19 protein-coding genes are annotated in these 17089 nt (G+C 42.5%); 10 read left to right on the forward strand and 9 right to left on the reverse strand.

Going from position 1 to position 17089, the window contains the following annotated elements:
- The first annotated feature begins 18 nt into the window (after positions 1–18).
- On the forward strand, positions 19–894 hold the full coding sequence (locus CXF81_RS12080; RefSeq protein WP_101181602.1) for an EamA family transporter: 876 nt from the start codon (positions 19–21) through the stop codon (positions 892–894).
- Positions 895–1022: 128 nt separating this feature from the next.
- Here CXF81_RS12080 and CXF81_RS12085 read toward each other — a convergent pair whose 3' ends face one another.
- Entirely contained in the window at positions 1023–1616 is a 594-nt protein-coding gene (locus tag CXF81_RS12085) for a tRNA-uridine aminocarboxypropyltransferase (RefSeq protein ID WP_101181603.1), read from the reverse strand.
- Between the two features lie 128 nt (positions 1617–1744).
- Between CXF81_RS12085 and moaB the strand changes: the two genes are divergently transcribed.
- Complete coding sequence (gene moaB / locus CXF81_RS12090) at positions 1745–2257, forward strand: molybdenum cofactor biosynthesis protein B (RefSeq protein WP_101181604.1); 513 nt, start codon at positions 1745–1747, stop codon at positions 2255–2257.
- 83 nt (positions 2258–2340) lie between these two features.
- Here moaB and CXF81_RS12095 read toward each other — a convergent pair whose 3' ends face one another.
- Positions 2341–3522, reverse strand: a complete 1182-nt coding sequence (locus CXF81_RS12095) for a benzoate/H(+) symporter BenE family transporter (protein ID WP_101181734.1) — start codon at positions 3520–3522, stop codon at positions 2341–2343.
- A gap of 258 nt (positions 3523–3780) precedes the next feature.
- The gene (locus CXF81_RS12100) at positions 3781–4617 is read right to left on the reverse strand and encodes a phytanoyl-CoA dioxygenase family protein (protein WP_101181605.1); all 837 of its coding nucleotides are present in this window, start codon (positions 4615–4617) and stop codon (positions 3781–3783) included.
- Between the two features lie 54 nt (positions 4618–4671).
- On the opposite strand from CXF81_RS12100, the gene CXF81_RS12105 reads away from it, so the two are divergent.
- The 3 genes from CXF81_RS12105 to tmpT all read left to right on the forward strand — a co-directional run bounded on the left by CXF81_RS12105 (position 4672) and on the right by tmpT (position 6348).
- The gene (locus tag CXF81_RS12105) at positions 4672–4962 is read left to right on the forward strand and encodes a DUF1294 domain-containing protein (RefSeq protein WP_232771906.1); all 291 of its coding nucleotides are present in this window, start codon (positions 4672–4674) and stop codon (positions 4960–4962) included.
- A 59-nt stretch (positions 4963–5021) separates the two neighbouring features.
- Positions 5022–5627, forward strand: a complete 606-nt coding sequence (locus CXF81_RS12110) for an ACP phosphodiesterase (RefSeq protein WP_101181607.1) — start codon at positions 5022–5024, stop codon at positions 5625–5627.
- 76 nt (positions 5628–5703) lie between these two features.
- Positions 5704–6348 (forward strand): thiopurine S-methyltransferase, encoded by a 645-nt coding sequence (tmpT, locus tag CXF81_RS12115; protein WP_101181608.1) that lies wholly within the window; start codon positions 5704–5706, stop codon positions 6346–6348.
- Here tmpT and CXF81_RS12120 read toward each other — a convergent pair.
- Both CXF81_RS12120 and CXF81_RS12125 read right to left on the reverse strand, forming a co-directional pair.
- A complete protein-coding gene (locus tag CXF81_RS12120; protein WP_101181609.1) occupies positions 6328–6756 on the reverse strand; it encodes a thioesterase family protein in 429 nt (142 codons plus the stop codon). The two genes, tmpT and CXF81_RS12120, sit on opposite strands and share 21 nt — an antisense overlap.
- Positions 6749–7891, reverse strand: a complete 1143-nt coding sequence (locus CXF81_RS12125) for an iron-containing alcohol dehydrogenase (protein WP_232771916.1) — start codon at positions 7889–7891, stop codon at positions 6749–6751. The genes CXF81_RS12120 and CXF81_RS12125 overlap by 8 nt, the downstream gene beginning before the upstream one ends.
- On the opposite strand from CXF81_RS12125, the gene CXF81_RS20345 reads away from it, so the two are divergent.
- Positions 7785–8003, forward strand: a complete 219-nt coding sequence (locus CXF81_RS20345) for a hypothetical protein (protein WP_232771917.1) — start codon at positions 7785–7787, stop codon at positions 8001–8003. The two genes, CXF81_RS12125 and CXF81_RS20345, sit on opposite strands and share 107 nt — an antisense overlap.
- A gap of 19 nt (positions 8004–8022) precedes the next feature.
- On the opposite strand, the gene CXF81_RS12130 is transcribed toward CXF81_RS20345, so the two are convergent.
- Genes CXF81_RS12130 through CXF81_RS12145 form a run of 4 tightly spaced genes read right to left on the reverse strand, consistent with a single transcriptional unit; the run spans position 8023 to position 11753 of the window.
- The gene (locus tag CXF81_RS12130; protein WP_101181611.1) at positions 8023–8796 is read right to left on the reverse strand and encodes an ABC transporter permease; all 774 of its coding nucleotides are present in this window, start codon (positions 8794–8796) and stop codon (positions 8023–8025) included.
- Complete coding sequence (locus tag CXF81_RS12135; RefSeq protein WP_101181612.1) at positions 8796–9524, reverse strand: ATP-binding cassette domain-containing protein; 729 nt, start codon at positions 9522–9524, stop codon at positions 8796–8798. Before CXF81_RS12135 ends, CXF81_RS12130 begins: the two co-directional genes overlap by 1 nt.
- The gene (locus CXF81_RS12140; RefSeq protein WP_101181613.1) at positions 9524–10525 is read right to left on the reverse strand and encodes a PQQ-dependent catabolism-associated beta-propeller protein; all 1002 of its coding nucleotides are present in this window, start codon (positions 10523–10525) and stop codon (positions 9524–9526) included. The genes CXF81_RS12135 and CXF81_RS12140 overlap by 1 nt, the downstream gene beginning before the upstream one ends.
- A 49-nt stretch (positions 10526–10574) precedes the next feature.
- A complete protein-coding gene (locus CXF81_RS12145; RefSeq protein ID WP_232771907.1) occupies positions 10575–11753 on the reverse strand; it encodes an ABC transporter substrate-binding protein in 1179 nt (392 codons plus the stop codon).
- A gap of 163 nt (positions 11754–11916) precedes the next feature.
- Between CXF81_RS12145 and pedF the strand changes: the two genes are divergently transcribed.
- The 4 genes from pedF to CXF81_RS12165 all read left to right on the forward strand — a co-directional run bounded on the left by pedF (position 11917) and on the right by CXF81_RS12165 (position 17005).
- A complete protein-coding gene (gene pedF, locus CXF81_RS12150) occupies positions 11917–12351 on the forward strand; it encodes a cytochrome c-550 PedF (protein ID WP_198556391.1) in 435 nt (144 codons plus the stop codon).
- Positions 12344–13213, forward strand: coding sequence for an ABC transporter substrate-binding protein (locus tag CXF81_RS12155; protein ID WP_232771908.1), 870 nt, complete (start codon positions 12344–12346; stop codon positions 13211–13213). Before pedF ends, CXF81_RS12155 begins: the two co-directional genes overlap by 8 nt.
- A gap of 173 nt (positions 13214–13386) precedes the next feature.
- The gene (locus tag CXF81_RS12160; RefSeq protein WP_101181616.1) at positions 13387–15183 is read left to right on the forward strand and encodes a PQQ-dependent methanol/ethanol family dehydrogenase; all 1797 of its coding nucleotides are present in this window, start codon (positions 13387–13389) and stop codon (positions 15181–15183) included.
- 301 nt (positions 15184–15484) lie between these two features.
- The gene (locus CXF81_RS12165) at positions 15485–17005 is read left to right on the forward strand and encodes an aldehyde dehydrogenase family protein (RefSeq protein ID WP_101181617.1); all 1521 of its coding nucleotides are present in this window, start codon (positions 15485–15487) and stop codon (positions 17003–17005) included.
- Positions 17006–17089 lie beyond the last annotated feature (84 nt).

The following is a 17089-nucleotide window of genomic DNA, read 5'->3' on the forward strand; positions in this document are numbered from 1 at the left end:
GAAATGTAAGGGTGTTTAATGACCAAAAAAGATATCTTAATCAGTATCGCGTTAATGTGTTTATGGGGTTTCAATTTTTCTGCAATCAAAATGGGAGCGGAACAAATGGACCCTATATTGCTCACTGCGCTGCGTTTTACATTTGCAGTCTTTCCTGCCATTTTCTTTATTCGCAAACCCCCTGAGGCACTCAAGTATCTAATAGCCTATGGCGTCGTTTTTGGATTGGGCGTTTGGGGAATGATGGTATGGTCTATCACTCTTGGTGTGTCAGCTGGAATGGCGGGCCTACTGATGAACATGAGTATTATGTCCAGTTTAGCTTTAGGCTACTTTTTGCTACGGGAAAACATTACTATCAATAAAATTATTGGCGCTTTTTTTGCTGTTGGCGGCCTGCTGGCAAGCCTTTTAGTTGATGATGGCTCTGTTCCCTTGAAAGCGCTACCCCTTGCCCTAATTGCTGCATGTAGTTGGAGTTTGCTGGCATATATTGTTAAAAGTTCAAAAACTCAACATGTATTCGCATTTAGCGTATGGGGCATGCTGTTTGCACCTTTACCATTAATCATATTTGCTTATATATCAAAAGGCGCTCAGCCCTTTATAGATTTTCCTACACAGCTCAATTCAGATATTTGTTTTTCAATTTTATTTCAGGCTTATCCCACTACATTGCTCGGTTATTGGATCTGGAATAGACTTACCGTTAAATATCCGCTATCAACTATGGCCCCCTTCACACTGTTGACCCCAATTTTTGGTCTAATCGGCAGTGTTATTTTTTATAATGAAAATATTACGCCAATGAAGTTACTTTCTTTTGCTCTAATATTGAGTGGTTTAGCCATCAGTCAGTGGCAATTTAGGAAAGCTGAGGTGTGTAAAATATAAATCCATCAAGCGAGGGGAGCCGACTTGACAAGTTTGAGGTAGTCACCAGCTAAATTGAGTTGCTAGATAGCGTTAGAGGCTGGTGCCTTGTAACCTCTATGTGCAAGCACCTTCAAAAGAGCACTGTATTAATTCGAAGGCCAGAAGGACTGCATTTTTTCAAATAAGTCGTACAATGGCTTACTCGGCATGTCGTCCGTTTTTGAGACCACGTATGCAACCGCTTCAAGTGTCGAAATACCATTATTAATGCTGGTTTTGCGGATACGATACCTTCGTTCCAACGGTTCGTTGAAGTGAAAGCTGGGTAGGCTTTGTAGCCATTGGTGACGTAAATAAAGGCGTTTTGCTTTACGCCACGTGCCATCAATGAAAAGTAAATGTTTAACTGCGGTGCTGGTGCCAAGGTTGTTGTTTTGTAAGCTCGCAAAATGGTGTTCAAATGCCTGACTGTTATTGCACGGGAAAAATAGTGCAAAGGACCTTGGATCGGATAAGCAGGAATTCTGTAATTGAGTCAATCTCGCGATATCGTCGCTTTTTATAATGCTGATATCAGTCAAACACAATGCCACTAAACGGGCGGTGTTCTTGGCATCATTCACTTCATTTTTATCTTGAAGAATAATCACCTCGATTTTATTTTTAATCTGACTAACTGCCGAGCAAACACAGGTTCTAAGCGGGTATTCGCATTTATTACACATTGCTCGTTTTAACAAAGTAGACGCTTCCTTTTAATTACATTGACTTAACGTTTGGGTTTATTTTTGTATAAAATCGTTGTAGAAAATGCGTTTGGCATTTAGGGTATACTCATCGACCAAGTAACAGTATATAGAATTAAATAATGAGCGAACAAACCTATTTAAATATAGCAGTACTGACGATTTCAGATACCCGCAACGAAGAAACCGACACATCGGGTCATTACTTGGTTAAGGCAATGACTGAGGCTGGTCATCGTATTGCGGATAAACAAATAGTGATTGATGATGTTTATAAAATACGTGCCGTTACCTCAGCTTGGATTGCGGATGAAAATATTCACGCCATCGTCACGACCGGGGGTACTGGCTTCTCGGGCCGCGATTCTACACCTGAAGCAATGTCAGTGTTATTTGATAAGCATGTTGAAGGTTTTGGTGAGGTGTTTAGATCTATTTCTTTAGACGAAATTGGGGTGTCAACTATCCAATCTCGAGCGTTGGCTGGACTGGCTAATAATACCGTGATTTTTTGTGTTCCTGGTTCAACCGGTGCTTGTAAAACAGCATGGAATCACATTATTGAAAAACAAATTAATAGCACGTATCGGCCATGCAACTTTGTTGGTCATTTAACTGAAAAATGGACTAAATAGCCGCCTCAGTAGCTTTTAGCTCGCTACTGTAAAGGTAATACAATATTGCTTATCCACTATAACTTACTTAATCACCGTTGAATTTAGTGCCTAATGCGCCGAAAAGCGAACACAATAAGACCGAATACTACACCCCAAAAGGATGCCGCAATCTCAAAAAATGAGATACCCGAAGCGCTCACCAGAAAAGTCACGAGGGCTGCTTCTCGGTATACAGGTTCGACAAAAGCCGTATTTAATGAATTGGCTATGGTGCCCAGTAATGCGATGCCTGCTAAGGCCGAAATGAAAGTTATAGGAAAACTAGCAAAAAGAGCGACTACAGCAGCGCCTAGTAAACCCGCAATAATATTGAATATGCCCGCCGCAATCCCAGCAATATAGCGTTTGTTTTTATCGGGATGAGCTTCGTCACTGGTGCAAATCGCGGCGGTAATCGCGGCCAAATTGAATGTAAAGCCGCCAAACGGAGCGAGTACTAGGTTGATTCCCCCAACGACAGTCAGGATAGGAGAAATAGATTGTTTTTCATATCCACTGGTTTTGAGCACAGCAATGCCTGGTAAGTTTTGAGATGTCATGGTGACAATAAATAACGGAATGCCGATACCAATCAACAAATTAATATCGAACTCAGGGGTTACCCAAATAGGCGTTGTTAGTTGGAAAGCTAGGTTCTCAGTAGCAAGCTGGCCCTGAAATGTAGTGATAATGATGCCAACTAGAAATACGCAAACAATAGCGTAACGAGGTAGTACTCGTTTTGTGAGTAGATAAATCCCCAGCATAATACCAACGAGGAGCGGGTTTAGGGCAAACGAAGTGAAAATCTGTAAGCCAAACTGAAAAAGTACGCCGGCTAAAAGAGCTGACGCAATAGGCAAAGGAATGTAGGAGGTGAGCTTCTGAAATGCGCCGGTTACCCCCACGACAATTGAAAGAATAGCGACGAAGATAAAAATACCGGTTGCTTGCTCTATCGTTGCGCCCATTAAACTCGTGGCGAGTAAGGCTGCCCCTGGGGTTGACCAAACGATAATAATTGGGCGTTTGTAGTAGGCCGATAAACCAATGCATCCGACGCCCATGCCAATACCTAATGCCCAGATCCAAGATTCCAGTATTTGAGGTGACGCACCAGCCGCTTGTCCGGCTTGAAGTACTATCGCCATGGCACTAGCAAAGCCAATTAGCACCGCTATAAAGCCAGATACTGTGGCTGATACACTCCAATCCCGAATGATGGTTTTGATGTTTGATAGCATAAACGAGGTTTGTTCTTGTGGTGAACGGATGATGACCTTTACGATAGCACTCATTGCGTTATTCGCGCTATTATTGAGACTGATTATTGAGACTGATTATTGAGACTGATTATCGAGACTGCTCATTGAGACTTATCATTCTTGTTCAGATATCGCTCAAGGGCTTAACATGTTTAACAGAACACTATTTTATACCGGTGACAACAATCAAACCAACTGCACTGGGTTTGACTTCGTCGGTTTTGCGGGGCGATTACCCTATGAATGTATTCTGACCGGCTTAGCTCGCAGCCAATTATGCTCATCGTATTTGGCTTGAGCCGAGGTAAGGTGCAATGTGAAGGCATGACGTGATTTGTTTGAAGTATTCGCTTCACTGAAATGCGGTAATGCGCCATTAAACACAATTAATGAGCCGGCTTTTACTTCCAGTGGTAATGCACGATCTTGGGTTGGCCAATCAACGTTTCTCAGAACCATCAATTCGGTTGTATCATCCGCATAACGTTTAAACTGTTCTTTGAGTACAAAGTCAGCCCCCTGTTTGTCGACCTGCAAACACCCATTCTCAATATTTGCATCTTCGATCGCAAACCAAAAAGTCACTACCGACTGTGGTGCCGTAAAAAAGTAGGTGGCGTCTTGATGCCAACCAATAACACCACCAATTTTAGGTTGTTTGAATATGTACATTGATTGGCGAATTTCTGGTGAGACGACACCAAGATCTTCAGCTATCTGAGCAATTATTTTGGCCTGACTGAATGCGGCAAACTGCGGTGATAAAACATGCAAAGCATGACCGATTTTATTAATACTAAGGGCTTTAGTTTGGCGTAATTTGCCATCGGGTGAAAATGCATCTTGTTCAAAAAAACAGCGTATTTTGTCATCAGAATCAAGAAAATAATCGTCGCGGTTAGTATTAGACTCAGTTTTGGTAGAAAAAACCGAACGTGTCGATTGTGGGTCAAAGTCATCGACAATGTTACCTGCAGCGGTTTTTAGCGTGTTTATTTGTTGCTGGCTAAATAACTCATCAAGGACCAAATAGCCCTGTTGTTCAAAGCGTTTTTTTTGTTTATTGCTGAGCATCGTTACTTTTCTCATTGTTGTTATGGTCACCATTTATATTCTGTAGATTATCACGTGATTGACTTTTTTTGCTACGCGCATGATAAATTTAAACCAAAACGCCAGGTCTGGCGGACGCCCGAGAGCACATTGCACTTGTTAGCATTGTGCCTGTTAGAATTGCTTGGAAGTTGGCCCGGATTTTTATTAGCGCAACAAATGCTGCGACATAAATCATCAAAACAAGACTTTAGAGTGATATTTTGGTTTACTGTGGTTATCAACTTAGCAGTGTTAGGCGGGCTACTGTCACTCTGTGGTGAGACGGTCTTGATATTGATGCCGAACAATATTGGTCGGTTTTAATTAAGACGATTTATTTGCAGTTTATTTTTTGCATTTGGCTTTTAGGGACTCATTGAAGTATGAATTATTTAGCGCATATTCATCTTGCTCACATCACAGATACGAGTATGTTAGGTAATTTTTTTGGTGATTTTGTCAAAGGTAGCGATCTGTCGCATTTGAATAATGAGCATCAGTTGGGTGTTCGACTGCATCGCAAAATTGACGGCTTTACTGATGGTCATGCGCAAGTGAAAGCACTCAGGGGGTTATTTCCAAAATCGATTCGGCGCATGTCAGGGGTGGTCATTGATATCTATTTTGACCACTTGTTGTGTGCCAATTGGGCTCGTTTCAACGATCGTGATTTAGATAAATTACTGGCGCATTTTTATGCTGAAATTGAACAGTACTCGGATAATATCAGCGACCGATTTGAACAAGTTCGCCACGGTTTATTAAGGTATCGTTGGTTGTCCGATTATCAGCACGTTGAAAGCTGTGAACGTTCATTTTTGCATATTGAAAAACGGTTAAGTAATAGAGTCATATTTGCGCACCAAGCGACACAGTTTATTCAACAAAATGAACATGAATTACACACTGGATTTCTGAGTTTTTATCCTGATTTAATCGCATTTAGTCACGCTAAGGTTGAGGCGCTGAAGATTCAATTAAGTGTTTAGTTGAACACACAAATGGCTTATTAAAAACAATATTAAAAACTACTTTTAAAAATAGAAAATAAAAAGGCATCACTAAATGGAACTTGATTTTTGGCATCGTCGTTGGCAAAAAAATGAAATAGGCTTTCACGAAAGAGAAGGTAACATTTTATTAAAAGAATACTTTGAGCATTGGCAGCTACCTGATAAAGCGCGCGTATTTGTGCCTCTGTGTGGAAAAACAAAAGACATAGGCTGGTTTCTATTAAGAGGGTATGCAGTTGTTGCGATTGAACTAAACGAAAGCGCAGTGCAAGCCTTATTTGCAGAGTTAGATGTTGACCCCTTAATTGAATCGCACGGGCCATTATTACGCTACTCTGCCGATAATTTGATTGTTTATGTTGGTGACTTTTTTTCCTTAACAGCAAGCGACGTCGGCGATATTGATGGCGTTTTTGATAGGGGGGCCTTAGTCGCGCTTCCGGAGCCCATTCGACATAAATACAGCGAACATTTACGCATGATCAGCAATACCAATAAGCAGTTTTTGCTTACTTATGATTACGATCAGGCATTGTTTGCGGGCCCCCCATTTAGCGTCACGAGCCAGACTATTCATCAGATTTACCAACATCATTACAGCATAACTCAATTGTATAGAGGTAGAATTGCGGGTGGATTTCGGTCACAAGATGAGGTTTATGAGGGCGTTTACTTGCTATTTAACACTCATGGCTGAGGTTATAGCCTGCAGCAATTTTCCTGCTATTGGCGTTGGTTTGTGGCTGTGACGGTCAACGAAAACATGGGTTAAATAGCCGATAGCAGAGAGAACATTATCTTGGTTAAATAGACCAACAGCGTAATCTACAGAACTGCTGCCTACGCGTTCAACTCTAAAAGCCCCGGTGAGCTTTTGCGGAAAAGACACGGGGATTAAGTACTCACAGCTCGACCTCACCATAAAACCAATTTGACTACTAGTCAGTGGGTTAAAACCCGCCTTTTCGATTAAAAATTGATTGATAACCGTATCAAAATAGGAATAGTAATGTACGTTATTTACGTGGCCGTAAATATCATTGTCCATCCACCTTGTGGAAATAGGCAGGTGGTAGGCAAAATTCGTTAGGTGTTGGTTAGCCATTGTGTTTTCCGGTAAGTGCATTGAGGTAAATTTGTTTGGCGTCTTCAAGCGAAACGGTTTTTGGATTGTTAATGAGAAGGCGTGTCTGCTGTAGCGCATCGTTTGCCAGTGAATTAATGTGTTTTTTTTGAATACCTATTTCGGCCAATGACTGGGGCAATTGCAGTTTAGCTATTAATTCGTGTAAGAACTGAATGAGCTGTTCCGCAGTTTGTAGGCTACTATTATCAACCTCTTTGCCAGGCATAATATGGGCTGCGAGTTCAGCATATAAGTCAGCACAATGGCTTTTATTAAAGGTCATTACATGAGGTAAAACTAACGCGTTACTCAATCCATGCGCAACATGGAATTGACCGCCCAGCGGATATGCCATTGCGTGCACGGCGCCTACAGGTGCATTCGCAAATGCTTGTCCAGCCAAACACGAACCTAACAGCATGGCCTGACGAGCTTCTAGATTTTCGCCATTAAACGTGGCTTCAAGAATATTCTGAGAAAGTAAATCAAGTGCGCTTTTTGCTAACATATCGGATAGTGGATTTTTTTTGATCGCGCTGGTAAACGCTTCGATAGCATGCACCATTGCATCCATACCCGTGGCAGCTGTTGTGTGCGGTGGCAGGCTGACTGTTAGGCTGGCATCTAATAACGCTATGTCAGGTAAAAGTTCGGCTGACACAACCCCTGTTTTGGTTGTTGCACCTGTGGTTACAATTGAAATTGGTGTTACTTCTGAGCCCGTTCCTGCGGTTGTTGGGATAAGTATTAGGGGTAATCGTTTGGTCTTAATATTGTCCACGCCATATATGTCGGCGATGCTTTCATCTGAGTTAGCCAACAAGGCAACTAGTTTTGCAGTATCCAATGAACTGCCGCCACCGAAGCCAATAACACCATCTATTTTGGATTGCTTTGCGTATTCTACAGCCTCGAGAACCACTGATTCTGGTGGGTCCGCAACCACTTTGTCAAAACACCAATATTGCATTTGAGCATTATTAAATGCGTTTATTACAGGTGCCATTATGCCATTATCAATGATGCCTTGGTCGGTTACTATGAGTGGCCGCAAGATATTTAACGAATGGCATAGTTCAGCAATTTTAGAGATAACACCTATTTCACTGATGATGGACTTGGTAGTAGAAAATATAAACGACTTCATTGCTTATCCTTATCAACACGACGTTACTATATTTCCACAATCACCTGATGGTGTCACTAAGTTAGCACAAAATTATTGACTAATTACGATATAGCCATTTATATCTTCCTTGGTTTGAAGCTAGCAACTGCAAGACTCCCACTGACAATCACGCAGCTGATAATAATGATACTTGCACTCATATTTGTCTGCCCATATAAGGCAAAACGTATCATCTCAACACAGTATGTAAAGGGGTTATACTGACAAATCCAATATAACCACAAACTCGACTCTTGTATTTTCCACAATGGATATAATGCACTGGAGAGAAAAAACATTGGGAATATGACAAAGTTCATTACTCCAGCAAAGTTTTCTAGTTGCTTTATAAAGTTAGACAACATTAGGCCCAACGCACCTAAAAAGAAGGCGCTCAGAAAAATACTCGGTATCGCATAAATCACGCCCCACCATGGAATGTCAACATCAACTAAATTAGCCAGTAATAAGAAAATGACTACTTGTAATAAAGACAAGCATGCGGCGGCAATGAGCTTACAAAACAATAAAAAGCTGCGTGAAATAGGACTCATTAATAACACTTTCATACTGCCCATTTCACGGTCATAAACCATGGATAAGGAGGTTTGCATTGAGTTAAATAGGATAATCATGGCGCACAGTCCGGGTACGATGTATTCCTGGTACAAGATGTAACTTTCATATGGCGGCATGATGGATATGCCTAGGGAGCTACGAAACCCGGCAGCAAAAACAACTAACCATAATAGGGGACGCACCAAAGCACTAAATAAACGCGAACGTTGATGAAAAAAGCGTAATATTTCACGCTTTAATATAGCCCAAAAACAAGTCATATAAATCGACATTAAACCAGTCCTTGTGGTTGAGTTAACCAGCGATACAAGTCAAATACAGAGTTTTGTTGATGTTCACTCAACAATGTTTTGCACTTACCTTGAGCAATTAATTGTCCGTGATTAAGAATGTACAAGGGATCATCCTCTTGCACCTCATCGAGTAAATGTGTGGTCCACAAAATAGTCATCGCTTGTTGCTGAGCAAGCAGACGTATATGTTCTATGATCAGTTTGCGACTATCCACATCTAAGCCCACGGTAGCCTCATCTAGTAATAAATAGCGGGGTTGATGGATCATACATCTGGCAATTTCAACTCGTCGACGATGCCCTTCGTTCAAGTCGCGAACGGTGTCATGTAAACGTTCAATCAGGCCTAGTTGAGTCAACACCGGCGTAATTCGTTCAAGCACAACGCGGGCCTTTATTCCGTGTAAGGCGCCAAAATAAGTGAGGTTTTGGAATACAGATAAATCCAAGTCGAGGGTGGTCTGTTGAAAGACAACGCCCAGTTGTTGCATTATCTGGCGTGGCGTTTTTTCTATATCCACACCATCAAAATGAATGTTGCCGCGTTGCAATGGTCGTTGTGCGGTCAATAAATTTAGAAGGGTACTTTTACCTGCACCATTTGGCCCTAGTAGTACGTTAAACCCGGGTGCCAGAGTACACGACAAATCGGCTAATGCGCGTTTATTACGATACATAAAATCAATATTATTAATAACGATACTCATTATAAATACTTCACGCTAATGCCCCATGGATAGCGTCCAACCTTGACAGATTTGATTGTCTTTAGCTTGTCCGTATCAATAATACTGATGTCGCCGCTGATGCCATTGGTTGTGAGTAACAGTGACTCATCTTGATTAAATGCTAACTGCCAAACCCTGCGTCCGACTAATAAGTACTCCAATACTTGCATGGTATTAGTGTCAATAACGGCCACATGATTACTTGGTCCTAATGCAACAAAGGCTAAGGGTTTAGATTTCATTAATACAATACCGACAGGCTGCACCCGGTCTTTATGGATCCCCTTGATGGCGAAGGTCATTTCATATTTGACTGACTGGTCAGCGACGTTAAACACGGTTACTTGTCCACCAATTTCGGAGGAAACCCAAAGTTGTTGGTTATCTTGGGTAAATACTGCTGAACGCGGTCGTGCACCTACTAAGCTATTAGCATAATTAGTATTTGTGGCAGTATCTATCCAATGCACCATATTAGTGGTTTCTGAGGTGACGACGAGTTTGGTGCCATCGGGGCTGACGGCTAATCCCTCTGGCTCGACGCCTACATCAATTTGACTAATGACTTGTGCCGTTGGGATATCGATTACTGTGAGCAACGCATCGTCTTCATTTGCGGTATAAATAGTCGTCCCATTTGGGTGCAATGCAATGGTTTCTGGGTCTTCACCAGAGGGTAGTTCACCCACTATTTTATCTGTTGCGACATCTAATATTTGAATACGATCTGAATCACTGGCACAGATATAAGCCAATGACTGATCATGGTTGAAGATAAAACCACGAGGCCGTTCTCCAACCGGGATTTCTTTTATTACCGTGAACGTATCCAACTCTACAACTGAAATAGAGTTGTCTTTTTCATTCGTAATATAAGCTAACTCAGCAGCCGCGCTGGTTGTGAAAACGAAGCCAGTTGCGAGCACTATAGTAAGCGTTAAGCGTTTAGTGTTGGGCCAAAAGAACATCGAAGATCGCATAGTTTTCCTTTTTTTTATACACGCTTTTTTTATACATTTTTTATACATACTACTGACAAACCTCACTCTTATCAAAACCCAGTGTATCGAGCTCTGACAATGGATGCATAAATCCAGCTTGCGGCGAACGTGATACCAGCCCAAGTGGATGAGTCAGCTCAATTGGCATTCTTAATTGACCATTATAATTACGAAATGTCAGTTTTCTGCCTTTGTATGCGGCTAATTGAAATTTGTCACCGCGTAAGAAAGGACTCAATACTGAGGGATCAATTGACGCTGTTTGCTGAACGGCATACGCGATTGCGCGGATCGCCACGTAGCTGTCATAATCATGATGCTGCATGTAACGGTCATGCAGGGTCATGAAACGATGCTGTAATTGTTTGGCGCCCCACTGTTCGATGCTGGGGTGCCAAGTATTAGCGACTAAACCGGCCGAACCAACGACTGGACGCGGGTAATAAGTATTGAAAGGTATATATTGTCCAAAACGTTGATGAGTATCGGCAACGACAACGACATCATATGGTCGCGCCGTTTGCGTAAATAGTGGGATCTCCTGCCCTACAGTGCGGCGCAGGTCACTGTTGAATGACCATTTTTTTTCTGTACTGATGGTGAGTTTATAGCGTTTGGCAGTGCGTTTGAATGATTCAAGCCATTGCGCATCTTGTGACGTATCGCCATCAATTAAAAAGATATTATCCAGTCTTTTCATCAGTAACCACTGTCCTAAGGCATCGGTAATTTGTGCATAACTTGGTGTGGTATGAAAGACGTACTCCGAACAGATTGTTTGCCGCAACGCGTTGCTGCGCGCACTGACATTAATGATTAAGTGTGGCGCCACCAGCTCACTATTATATGCCAGTAATTCAAATAAGGTCTCAGTGTCTAGGTCAACTAGTAGCAAAGTGGGCATAGGAAGTACTTCCGACCAATTAATCTTGCTGCCTTTTTGCTCGGCCAAATCAATGCGTAGAAAAACAAACCGTTGGTCCAGAAACTTTCCGGTCGTATTACTGTCAGCAATACCCAACTCAGCTCCAGCTATGCCAGCATTGGCAGGCCTAACTAATAAATCGTTAATGGCATAACTCGGCTCTACACGGTTGGATAGGTAAGTTATGGGAATAGACAATTGACTGGCTATGACATCAAATCCCAAGCACGCAGCAACGAATCCAAACAAAATATATCTCATGCGGTACCGAAAGTTAAACATCCATCCCTCTTTGTAACAAAATAAAAGCCATTTGCCTTAAAAAATATGTAATCTCCTACTAAAGGAGGGGGGGCGGTTAGGCTAAAGTAGCGTTCGTAAAGGCGATTAAATTTGTTAACTTTTATCATTAGTCTACTTTTTAATGAACCGAGAAATTTTCCTTATGAAACTAATATTAACGCTGAGTACGATGGCTACCGCTTTGGTCTTTTCAGCCGCTGTTCTAGCGCATGGTGCCGTAACGCCGCAATCAATTGATACATCAACTTTGCCTACACTAGGTGAAGAATGGACGGATACTAATCCTTATCGTGAGCTCAGCGGCGAGGTCAAAGTTGAAATTATTCGTGTCGGTGAGTCAGCCTACGCGCAAAATTGTGCACGTTGCCATGGCTTGCAAGCGATCAGTGGTGGCATTGCACCTGATTTGCGCGCGTTAGCGGCTGACTTTGATGGTGATGAGTGGTACATCGAGCGAGTGGTAAACGGTGCGGTGCGCAATGGCGCTGTGTATATGCCGAAAATGAATGAACACTTAAACCAAGAAGCTTTGTGGGCGGTGCGTTCATATGTGGAGTCTCTTACTGCCGATGAATAAAATAGTAGTTTGTTTATATATAGTGATGACTGTGTTGTGCTGCAAAGCGCACGCAAGTTCATTAGACGATATCATTGAAGCAAAAGAAATAGTGATTGCCGTGTACCGAGATTATGCACCATTTTCTGCGCAAGTAGACGGCACTGCGGTGGGAATTGATATTGATATTGCACAACATATTGCTAAAACGCTGAAAGTCGAATTGCGTCTCAAATGGATTACAGCGGGTGAGACCACAGAAGATGACTTGAGAAATAGTATATGGAAAGGGCATTTTTTGGATAAAACCAAAGCTGATGTCATGATGCGCGTCCCCTATGACAAGGTTTACTCACAAAAGCGTGACGATGTTGGCTTGCTAGTGCATGAACAGGTCCACATGTTTGCGCCGTATCATACTGAAACATGGAAGATTGTATTCAAAAAACAGAAGATTGAGGAAGTGTCTACAATGGCTGTTTTTCAATATCACCCCGTGGGTGTTGAAGTAGATTCTATTCCGCAGTTTTATCTGATTTCAGCGTTTCGCGGCAGTATGCGCAAAAACACTCATCAGTTTCCTTCTATTGTTGCTGCGGTGGAAGGCATGCAAGCAGGTGAAGTAGATGCGGTTATGGGATTACGATCGCAAATCACGGCCTTGCATCACACGTTAAATCAAGCTCAGTATCAACTTGCTGAAAATGCATTTCCTTTAATAGGAAAACAAAAATGGGATATAGGGCTCGCGGTGCATAATGATTATAGAGCGTTAGCTTATGAGTTAGGCGACATCGTTACCGCCATGATCAATGATCAGACAATGGCTGATATATTTAAGACACATCACTCCACTTACGAACAACCAGCTTATTATATGTAGTAAGTCTCCTCCTAATGGATGAAAGAATTCACCCGAGGGTCTGATAGGCTTGCGTTTATAAGACCTTTAGTATTGTGAGTAACTTAGTATCGACATACTTTGATAAGGGTATGCCACGATAACCAGTAACACGGTGCAATAAACACCGATTGTAATTTCACGAGGAAATGAAAATGTTAAAAAACGGTAAAGTGAAGGCCCTTTCATTGTCTGTGTTAGTGTCCTTGGCGTTTGCTAATACAGCACATGCTCAAGTCACTGACGAAGATATTTCGCAGGATCATCTATCAACTGATCAGATTGTTACCAGTGGAATGGGTTTAAAAGGTCAGCGTTATAGCACGCTTGAAACGATTAACACGGCAACAGTTGAAGATATTCGACCGGTGTGGTCATTCTCACTCGGTGGTGAAAAACAACGAGGCCAAGAATCACAACCCATGATCAAAAATGGCGTTATGTTTGTTACTGGTTCTTACTCGCGCGTTTTCGCTATTGACGCTCGAACGGGTGATGAATTATGGCAGTACGACGCACGTTTGCCGGATGGCATCATGCCTTGCTGTGATGTTATTAACCGTGGTGTGGCTCTGTATGGTGACCTGGTTATTTTCGGCACACTAGACGCTAAGCTAGTCGCGTTAGATAAAGACAGCGGAAAAGTGGTTTGGAAAAAGACCGTTGAAGATTATAAGGCCGGTTACTCTATTTCCGCAGCACCGATTATAGTCAAAGGCAACGTAATTACCGGTATTGCAGGTGGTGAATTCGGTGTCGTCGGTAAAGTACGTGCTTACAATGCAACTAACGGTGACCTAGTGTGGGAACGTCCGACAGTTGAAGGCCATATGGGTTATTTGGTTAAAGATGGTAAGAAATTAGAAAACGGTATTTCTGGTGGTGCACCAGGCAAAACTTGGCCTGCTGACCTATGGAAAACAGGTGGCGCGGCTCCTTGGTTAGGCGGCACTTATGACGCAGATACGGATTTGTTATTCTTTGGCACAGGTAATCCTTCGCCGTGGAATTCACATTTACGCCCCGGTGATAATTACTTCTCATCATCACGCTTAGCAATTAATCCAGATACAGGCGAGATTGTATGGCACTTTCAAACGACTCCGAATGATGGTTGGGATTATGACGGGGTTAACGAAGTCATTTCTTTCGACTATGACGATAAGGGTAAAACGATTAAAGCGGCAGCAACAGCCGACCGAAATGGTTTCTTTTACGTCTTAAATCGCGAAAACGGCGACTTTATTCGTGGCTTTCCATTTGTAGACAAAATTACGTGGGCAAAAGGCTTAGACGTCAAAGGTAGACCGATTTATGACGACGCTTTCCGTCCGGGTAACCCAATGGCATCGACTGATGGCAATAAAGGGTCTTCAGTTATGGCAGCACCCTCATTCTTAGGTGGTAAAAATTGGCAACCGATGGCATATAGCCAAGATACCGGTTTGTTCTATGTGCCTTCTAACGAGTGGGAAATGGAAATATGGAATGAGCCAGTCGCTTATAAAAAAGGAGCTGCTTACCTAGGTGCCGGCTTCACTATACAGTCCTTGAATGAAGAGTATATCGGCGTATTACGTGCTATTGACCCGAAGACCGGCGAAACAGTATGGCGCTATAATAACTATGCACCGCTTTGGGGTGGCGTTTTAGCGACGGCAGGTAACTTGGTATTTACGGGTAATCCTGAAGGGTATTTATTAGCTTTCAATGCCAAGACGGGTGAGGAAGTATATAAGTTCAACACCGGTTCGGGCATCGTCGGTTCACCTGTAACTTGGGAAATGGATGGTGAGCAATACATCTCTGTTTTATCTGGTTGGGGTGGTGCGGTTCCTCTATGGGGTGGCGAGGTAGCTAAACGCATCAAAGACTTAAACCAAGGTGGTAGTGTTTGGACATTTAAGTTACCGAAAAAATACGCTGAGGTTTCTTCGATAGCAAAGAACTAAGATAGCTAAAAGCACACTAAAAACCCCGGTAAAATTATGATTTACCGGGGTTTTTTAGTTAAATAAAAAGCTTTTTAAAGTGCACGGACGACCAGACGCCATTCATATATTTACCAAAAGATCATCCCAAAGTAGGAAGTTTTTAAATCCAACGAGTCATAGCGCTAAACTTCAAATGAGCGCACGCTTACCGCTGATACGTTATTCTTAAGTTGTTATTGATGCAGATTTTTATCAGCACTTATGGGCAGTCTGCATCACCTAACAACGACCTATATTCAAAGATACAACCGAGGCACTTATGATCTATGCAAATCCAGGGAGTGCAGGCTCCCTACTCACGTTTAAAGCAAAATACGCTAACTTTATCGGCGGCAAATGGGTAGAACCGGTCAAAGGTGAATATTTCACCAACACCTCACCTGTCAACGGCAGTACCATTTGTGAAATTCCACGTTCTACAGCTGAAGATATCGAGCTAGCATTAGATGCAGCCCATGCAGCACGCGATAGTTGGGGGCGGACGTCGGTAACCGAGCGTTCAAACATGTTACTTAAAATCGCTGACCGCATTGAAGCCAATATTGAATTACTGGCGATAGCAGAAACCTGGGACAACGGCAAGCCAGTGCGTGAAACGCTAAATGCTGATTTACCTTTATTTGTTGACCACTTTCGTTACTTTGCGGGTAGTATCCGAGCACAAGAGGGTACTATGTCTGACATTGATGAGCATACAGTTGCTTATCATTTCCATGAACCATTGGGTGTGGTTGGTCAAATTATTCCATGGAACTTCCCGCTACTAATGGCGGCGTGGAAATTAGCACCCGCCCTAGCTGCCGGTAACTGCATCATATTAAAACCAGCTGAGCAAACGCCCGTTAGTATTTTAGTTATGCTTGAGTTAATCCAAGATATTTTACCCGCCGGTGTCCTTAACGTGGTTAATGGATTTGGTAAAGAAGCGGGAGAAGCGTTAGCCACATCAAAACGAATTGCTAAAATTGCATTTACGGGTTCCACACCCGTCGGTGAACATATTTTAAAATGTGCTGCAGACAACCTAATCCCCTCATCAGTAGAACTGGGCGGTAAATCACCGAATATCTTTTTTGAAGACATCATGAATCAGGAAGATGCGTTTATTGATAAGTGTGCTGAAGGATTTGTTCTCGGTTTCTTTAACCAAGGTGAAGTGTGTACTTGTCCATCACGTGCGTTAATTCAGGAAAGCATCTATGACGCCTTTATGGAGCGCGTTATAGCCAAAACCAAAGCAATTGTTCGCGGTAATCCACTGGACACCGACACAATGGTTGGCGCACAAGCGTCAAGTCAACAATACGAAAAAGTGCTCAGCTACATCGATATTGGTCGTAAAGAGGGCGCCAACGTTGTCATTGGTGGCGAAAAAGAGCGTATTAGTGATGAGTTAGATTCAGGCTATTATATTCAGCCAACTATTCTTCTGGGTAAAAACTCCATGCGTGTTTTCCAAGAAGAGATTTTTGGTCCGGTAATAGGGGTGACTACTTTTAAGACTGAAGAAGAAGCGTTGCAAATTGCCAATGACACTCAATTTGGTCTTGGCGCCGGTCTATGGACGCGTGATATGAATCGTTCGTATCGAATGGGCCGCAGTATTCAGGCCGGTCGAGTGTGGACCAACTGCTATCACTTGTATCCAGCGCATGCTGCATTTGGTGGTTACAAGAAATCGGGAATTGGTCGTGAAAACCACAAGATGATGCTCGATCATTATCAGCAGACTAAAAACTTGTTGGTAAGCTATGATATTAACCCATTGGGTTTCTTCTAAGCATTGATATGCTGTGCAATGATGGTGGTGTGATGCCCCATCATTGTAATATCCACGCATTGTCATTTTATAATGCTGTAACTT

This window comes from Glaciecola sp. 33A (assembly GCF_002836745.1).
GTDB lineage: Bacteria > Pseudomonadota > Gammaproteobacteria > Enterobacterales > Alteromonadaceae > Glaciecola.

Coding starts and splice junctions, on each gene's coding strand:
- CXF81_RS12120 (WP_101181609.1), bottom strand. CDS start 6,756: ATGGCTAACCAACACCTAACGAATTTTGCCTACCACCTGCCTATTTCC.
- moaB (WP_101181604.1), top strand. CDS start 1,745: ATGAGCGAACAAACCTATTTAAATATAGCAGTACTGACGATTTCAGAT.
- tmpT (WP_101181608.1), top strand. CDS start 5,704: ATGGAACTTGATTTTTGGCATCGTCGTTGGCAAAAAAATGAAATAGGC.
- CXF81_RS12110 (WP_101181607.1), top strand. CDS start 5,022: ATGAATTATTTAGCGCATATTCATCTTGCTCACATCACAGATACGAGT.
- CXF81_RS12135 (WP_101181612.1), bottom strand. CDS start 9,524: ATGAGTATCGTTATTAATAATATTGATTTTATGTATCGTAATAAACGC.
- CXF81_RS12155 (WP_232771908.1), top strand. CDS start 12,344: ATGAATAAAATAGTAGTTTGTTTATATATAGTGATGACTGTGTTGTGC.
- CXF81_RS12145 (WP_232771907.1), bottom strand. CDS start 11,753: ATGTTTAACTTTCGGTACCGCATGAGATATATTTTGTTTGGATTCGTT.
- CXF81_RS12080 (WP_101181602.1), top strand. CDS start 19: ATGACCAAAAAAGATATCTTAATCAGTATCGCGTTAATGTGTTTATGG.
- CXF81_RS12100 (WP_101181605.1), bottom strand. CDS start 4,617: ATGCTCAGCAATAAACAAAAAAAACGCTTTGAACAACAGGGCTATTTG.
- pedF (WP_198556391.1), top strand. CDS start 11,917: ATGAAACTAATATTAACGCTGAGTACGATGGCTACCGCTTTGGTCTTT.
- CXF81_RS12095 (WP_101181734.1), bottom strand. CDS start 3,522: ATGCTATCAAACATCAAAACCATCATTCGGGATTGGAGTGTATCAGCC.
- CXF81_RS12160 (WP_101181616.1), top strand. CDS start 13,387: ATGTTAAAAAACGGTAAAGTGAAGGCCCTTTCATTGTCTGTGTTAGTG.
- CXF81_RS12165 (WP_101181617.1), top strand. CDS start 15,485: ATGATCTATGCAAATCCAGGGAGTGCAGGCTCCCTACTCACGTTTAAA.
- CXF81_RS12130 (WP_101181611.1), bottom strand. CDS start 8,796: ATGTCGATTTATATGACTTGTTTTTGGGCTATATTAAAGCGTGAAATA.
- CXF81_RS12140 (WP_101181613.1), bottom strand. CDS start 10,525: ATGCGATCTTCGATGTTCTTTTGGCCCAACACTAAACGCTTAACGCTT.
- CXF81_RS20345 (WP_232771917.1), top strand. CDS start 7,785: ATGCCATTATCAATGATGCCTTGGTCGGTTACTATGAGTGGCCGCAAG.